The following is a 6091-nucleotide window of genomic DNA, read 5'->3' on the forward strand; positions in this document are numbered from 1 at the left end:
GCATATTTTTGAGATGTTTTACACCGGGAAAAATACCGTTGCAGACAGCCGCAGAAGCTTCGGGATCGGGCTTACCCTGTGTAAATCTATCGTAGAGCTGCACGGCGGAACGCTGACGCTTACGGATAACGTACCGCACGGCTGCATATTTACCTTTACTTTACCGCTCAGCGAGGTGACTCTGAATGAATAAACCCCTTGTTCTCGTTGTGGAGGACGACCGTCCCGTCCGCAATCTGATCGTAACAACATTAAAGGCGCACGATTACCGCTACCTGACCGCGGAGAACGGACACAGCGCTATTATAGAAGCGACCTCCCATAACCCGGATATCGTTCTGCTGGATCTGGGGTTGCCGGATATCGACGGCACACAGGTGATCGAAAGCATCCGCTCATGGTCAAATATGCCCATTATTGTGATCAGTGCGCGCAGCGAGGATAAAGACAAAATCACGGCGCTGGATGCCGGGGCGGACGACTATCTGACAAAGCCCTTTTCCATAGAGGAGCTTTTGGCACGCCTTCGGGTCACGCAAAGACGGCTGCTGCTGCTTCAGGCAAGCGGCGACGCCGACTCACCCGTTTTCCAAAACGGCAAGCTTAAAATTGATTATGCTGCCGGCTGTGCTTATCTAAATGGGGAGGAATTGCACCTGACCCCGATTGAATACAAGCTTTTGTGTCTGCTCTCTCATAATGTCGGAAAGGTGCTGACGCACACCTATATCACGCAGCAGATTTGGGGCAGCAGCTGGGAAAAAGATATTGCTTCTCTGCGGGTGTTTATGGCGACCCTGCGCAAAAAGCTGGAGTCGCAAAAGGACAGTCCGCAATACATTCAGACGCATATCGGCGTCGGTTACCGTATGCTACGGGTAGACTGAGAAAAGCGAGAAAACAAGGATTTGAACTTATATGCAATAGAAAAGTGCTTGGCTTTGCTTTGGGGAGTATAAAACACAGCCTGTGCCAATTTGCCGTCCGAAACCGGGCGGCTTTGCTGTTTTTACGGAAATATACTGCTCACTATTCCAGACTGACGGACGCCGCCATTGTAGAATAAATCACTTTGCAGTAACTGTTACGCCCGCAACCTTAATCAAAGATCAAAATTTTTTCTAATCATTTTCCTGTTAGCTATAAAGATGATACAAAATGATAAATGTAAGTGTGTCTTACGGTCACATATAAATGGGAGGCGCGTAAAATGTGGATATTATTTGCTGCTGGTTCTTCGTTCTTTGCGGGAATCACGGCGATACTTGCAAAATGCGGTATAAGAAAGACGGATTCTGATGTGGCGACGGCCATAAGGACAGTTGTGGTTCTGCTGTTTGCTTGGCTGATGGTTCTTGTCACAGGAGCCTGGACTGCAGACACATATATCAGCGGCAAGACTTTGCTTTTTCTGGTCCTCTCCGGCCTTGCAACCGGCGCATCCTGGCTGTGTTATTTCAGGGCGCTGCAGAAAGGGGATATCAACAAGGTCGTTCCCATAGACAAATCAAGCACCGTGCTCACGATTCTGCTTGCCCTTATATTCCTACATGAGGGGATCACCTGGGTTAAGGGTATCTCAATAGTTATGATAGGTGTGGGCACTATGCTTATGATCACCAAAAAGAAAACTGCAGATGATCAGGAGCTGTCAGGGAAAGATGTCGAACATATGTCAACAGACGGTGGCAGTGTGGCACAGAAACAGCGGGGAATGGGACTTTTGCATGGCAGCTGGCTGTTGTACGCCGTGCTCTCAGCTGTTTTTGCCAGTCTGACAGCGATACTCGGCAAGGTAGGGATATCGGATATCAACTCAAATCTGGGCACGGCGATCAGGACAACGGTGGTTCTTGTCATGGCTTGGCTTATGGTGTTTGTGTCAGGAAAACAGCATGAGATAAATGGCATAGAGATGAAGGAGCTGCTGTTTATTGCGCTTTCCGGAATAGCCACGGGAGCATCCTGGCTGTGTTATTACAGGGCACTTCAGGACGGACCGGCAAGCGTGGTAGTACCGATAGACAAGCTGAGCATGCTCATCACCATTGCATTTTCAGGAATCGTGTTCCATGAAAAGCTGACCAAGAAAGCGGCTGTTGGCGTGGTATGCATCACTGCTGGAACTCTCTTAATTGCCATGAATTTCTGAATATTTTACGGTCTATTTAGAAAGTATTTATAGTTTCTTCCTGTGGATTTTATATCTATCGTTTACACTATATACAACGAAAAAGATATAGAGGATACATTTGTACATGAGAAGCTTATCAAGCTGTGCTTGATGGCAGAACAGGCAGGAGGCGTTAAATATGAGAACAGCAGACCACATGAATCTGAGCAGCTATATTATGGATCACATGGATGCCGGCGCATCTAAGCTGCAGAAGGCGGCGTTCATATTTGGCAGCATAGAGCCGGATATCAATATGCTGACTTATTTCAGGGGCAGCATCCGTGGCGAGGAGAAACTTAGAGGACACAATTACGAAAATGTCATGAAGTATATGGAAAAACTCACAAAGAAACTTGAGAAAGGCGGAATGGGAACTGTCAGACAGAGCTTTCTTCTCGGAAAGCTTGTTCACTATGTGGCGGATTCATTCACATATCCGCACAACAGTATATTTCCTGGGAATCTTAGAGAACACTGCCAGTACGAGACAGAGCTGCATGACTATGTGAATCAGATGATATCATCCGATAATGTAAATTTAGATAGTATTGATGATGGAATAGATATAGTTGAATATCTTGAGGAAATTCATTACAGATATGTCAGTGAGGCTCTGGGATGCGAGAATGATTACAGACATATCACACATGCAATATCCGTGGTTACAGAGCGGTTCTGGCAGACAGAGAGTGTGTCAGTGCCATCCATGCGGGATGTTGCAATTGCATGTAAGGAACATATCCCGGTTACGGCAAATGTAAGTATGGCAGCAGCTGGAAATGCTGGAATGGAGCCCACAGGGGTGGCGTAGAAATAGCAGCCGTAAAAAATCTGATATGTCTAAATTGAGTGCGCGATAAAGATTTAATTAAGAAACTTTGCAAAAACAACAAAATAGCTTGTGAAAAACAATTTAAAATTACCTCTTGCATTATTTTCTGAAGTCTGCTATTATAAATCACGACAAAGGCGTCAAATGAATCGAAAAGATTCGTTTGGCGCCTTTTTTGTTTCGACAATGGAGACGGAGGGGACAGGTACCTCCGTCCCCATGGGAGAATGAGATATCGCGTTCCCCAGATGAGTATAATTAAGGAGGAAGAAACTATGAATACGGGAGATACTGGTTTTATTATGATCTGTGCGGCTCTGGTGTTCTTCATGACACCCGGACTTGCATTCTTCTACGGAGGCCTCGTCAGGAGGAAAAATGTTGTAAATACCATCATGGCATGTACGGCCATCATGGGACTTTCAGTTGTCATGTGGGTGTTGTTCGGTTACTCACTCTCATTTGGCACTAATCACGGAGGTGTTATAGGAGATCTCAAGTGGTTTGCACTTAACGGGATAAAGATGGATGAGGCTGGTCCTTATGCGGACAATATACCTCATCTTGTATACGTTGCATTTCAGATGATGTTCGCCATGATCACACCGGCGCTTATCACCGGTTCACTGGTCGGACGTGTGAAGTTCAAGGCGTTGTTCTTCTTCATCATGCTCTGGTCGATCATCGTTTATTATCCGATGGCTCACATGGTATGGGGCCAGGGTGGTTTCCTCGGAGAGATCGGTTCAGTTGATTTCGCGGGAGGAAATGTAGTACATATAAGTTCAGGTGTGAGCGCTCTTGTATTCTCTATCATCCTTGGAAGAAGAAAGGGATATGAGAACACAGCATACAGAGTTCACAACATTCCATTTGTAGCACTCGGTGCATTCATCCTTTGGTTTGGATGGTTCGGTTTCAATGCCGGAAGTGCCCTCGGCGCAAATGGTCTTGCAGCACATGCATTCATGACAACGGCAATTGCCAGTGCCAGCGCAATGCTCTCATGGATGATAATAGATGTGATAAAGGATGGAAAGCCTACCCTGGTCGGTGCATCGACAGGTCTTGTTGTCGGTCTTGTGGCTATAACACCTGGCGCTGGATTTGTGCCGATCTGGTCATCATTCATCATCGGTGCGCTTGTCAGCCCGATCTGCTGCTTTACAATATCATTCCTTAAGGGTAAGCTGAAGATAGACGATGCACTTGATGCATTTGGATGTCATGGTATCGGCGGTATCTGGGGAGGTATCGCAACAGGTTTATTTGCAAAGAGCTCGATCAACAGTGTAGCTCGTTGGGATGGTCTGGTATTCGGAGATGTACATTTGTTCCTGATGCAGCTTGTTGGCATTGTGGTTACGATCGTAGTTGCCGTAGTCGGAACACTTATCTGTCTTGGAATTGTGAGACTTTTCACACCGCTCCGTGTAACAGACAGAGAAGAAAAGGTAGGTCTGGATATCTCAGAGCACGGCGAGAGTGCATATCCAACATTCAATGGACTTGATTCGTAGGACAGCAAAGATATAGGAAGGAGAGATCTATTATGATGATAAAGGTTGAGGCTATCGTGCGCGAGGAGGTCTTTGAGGACGTCAAGGAAGCGTTGAATGCCATAGATGTAAATGGAATTACAGTATCTCAGGTTATGGGATGCGGAGCACAGAGAGGATATAAGAAGCTTGTCCGTGGTACGGAGGTAGATGTGGTGATGCAGCCGAAGATCAAGTTTGAGATAGTTGTGTCATCTGAGGAATGGGAGAAGAAGACCATCGAGGCTATCCAGAAGGCGGCATATACAGGCGAGGTTGGAGACGGCAAGATATTCAGCTACGAGATCCGTACTGCAACTAAGATCCGTACAAAGGAGAGCGGATATGATGCGTTGAATTAAAAGTTTATAAATTCTTTACCAAATACTAGCCGGGAATCCTTTGACAATCAAAGGGTTCCCGTGTTATTATGTCGGAAATATCAGGGAGTAGTTCACATCGGTTATAAGATGTTGTGCGATCTCGTCATCACGTTTTCTGGCTGGGACATACCTGTGCAGGGAACCGGGACGCACGCTTTCGGAGTATATATAGTAGCGTATATAGAACTTGAAAGGAACGAGACTTTTATTGTGTGTTTATCATGCAATGAAGGTCTCGTTCCTTTTTCTTTGCATGACACACACAACCTGTTTACAGAGATTAAGAAGAAAAGGAGTCTGGTGTGTATGACAGAGAAAAATTTTTGGAACTGTTCCGGTGATGAATTACTAAAAGAATTCAAGACAGACAGCCGCGGACTGTCGACGGAGCGGGCAGAGGAGATCCGCAGTGAAAAGGGAGAAAATGTTCTCCAGGAAGGCAAGAGAAAGAGCACATTACAGGTGTTCCTCAGCCAGTTTTGTGACCTGCTGGTGATCATACTGATCATAGCAGCGGTCATTTCTATGTTTTCTGACAATATCGAGAGTACCATAGTAATCTTGGCGGTACTCGTCATGAATGCTGTGCTTGGAACGGTGCAGCATGTGAAAGCCGAGCGTTCGCTTGACAGTTTGAAACAGCTTTCATCCCCAAATGCAAAAGTTATGAGAGATGGTGTGAAGCAGGAGCTTCCGTCCCGCGAGATAGTTCCGGGTGATATCGTGCTGCTCGAGGCGGGCGATATGATAGTTGCCGATGGAAGGATACTCAGGAACTTCTCACTCCAGGTAAATGAGAGTTCACTCACCGGAGAATCTACAAATGTGGAAAAGAATGATGCAATAATAGAAGGTTCCGTGCCTCTTGCAGACAGGACAAATATGGTGTATTCAGGAAGTCTTGTTACATACGGACGAGCAGAGGTGCTTGTGACCGGAACAGGAATGGATACGGAGCTCGGTAAGATCGCAGGACTTATGAATGCGGCAAAGGAGAGAAAGACTCCGCTTCAGGAGAGTCTTGACAAGTTCAGTGCAAGGCTTGCGGCATTCATCATGATCGTGTGCGCGCTGGTATTTGTCCTCTGTATATACAGGAAGATGGCGGTGCTTGATTCCATGATGTTCGCAGTCGCCCTTGCAGTTGCAGCTATACCTGAGG

Annotated in this window: 7 protein-coding genes; all 7 read left to right on the forward strand. The window is 46.3% G+C overall.

Annotation, left to right across the window (positions count from 1 at the left end; translation table 11 throughout):
• A partial coding sequence (locus tag ABUA34_RS13630; protein ID WP_349823487.1) for a sensor histidine kinase occupies positions 1-193 on the forward strand: 193 nt, incomplete at its 5' end.
• Positions 186-887 (forward strand): response regulator, encoded by a 702-nt coding sequence (locus ABUA34_RS13635; RefSeq protein ID WP_015534217.1) that lies wholly within the window; start codon positions 186-188, stop codon positions 885-887. The genes ABUA34_RS13630 and ABUA34_RS13635, both read left to right, overlap by 8 nt.
• Positions 888-1210: 323 nt before the next feature.
• Positions 1211-2152, forward strand: a complete 942-nt coding sequence (locus tag ABUA34_RS13640) for an EamA family transporter (RefSeq protein WP_055147804.1) — start codon at positions 1211-1213, stop codon at positions 2150-2152.
• Between the two features lie 160 nt (positions 2153-2312).
• On the forward strand, positions 2313-2987 hold the full coding sequence (locus tag ABUA34_RS13645; protein ID WP_161172232.1) for a zinc dependent phospholipase C family protein: 675 nt from the start codon (positions 2313-2315) through the stop codon (positions 2985-2987).
• Between the two features lie 296 nt (positions 2988-3283).
• The gene (locus ABUA34_RS13650) at positions 3284-4528 is read left to right on the forward strand and encodes an ammonium transporter (RefSeq protein ID WP_022058952.1); all 1245 of its coding nucleotides are present in this window, start codon (positions 3284-3286) and stop codon (positions 4526-4528) included.
• A gap of 32 nt (positions 4529-4560) precedes the next feature.
• A complete protein-coding gene (locus ABUA34_RS13655; RefSeq protein WP_004850656.1) occupies positions 4561-4908 on the forward strand; it encodes a P-II family nitrogen regulator in 348 nt (115 codons plus the stop codon).
• Positions 4909-5235: 327 nt separating this feature from the next.
• The coding region (locus tag ABUA34_RS13660; RefSeq protein WP_349823488.1) for an HAD-IC family P-type ATPase at positions 5236-6091 on the forward strand (856 nt) is incomplete at its 3' end.

Origin of the sequence: Coprococcus sp. RTP21428st1_C9_RTP21428_210409 (assembly GCF_040227395.1) — a bacterium.
Classification (GTDB): Bacteria; Bacillota; Clostridia; order Lachnospirales; family Lachnospiraceae; genus Coprococcus; species Coprococcus aceti.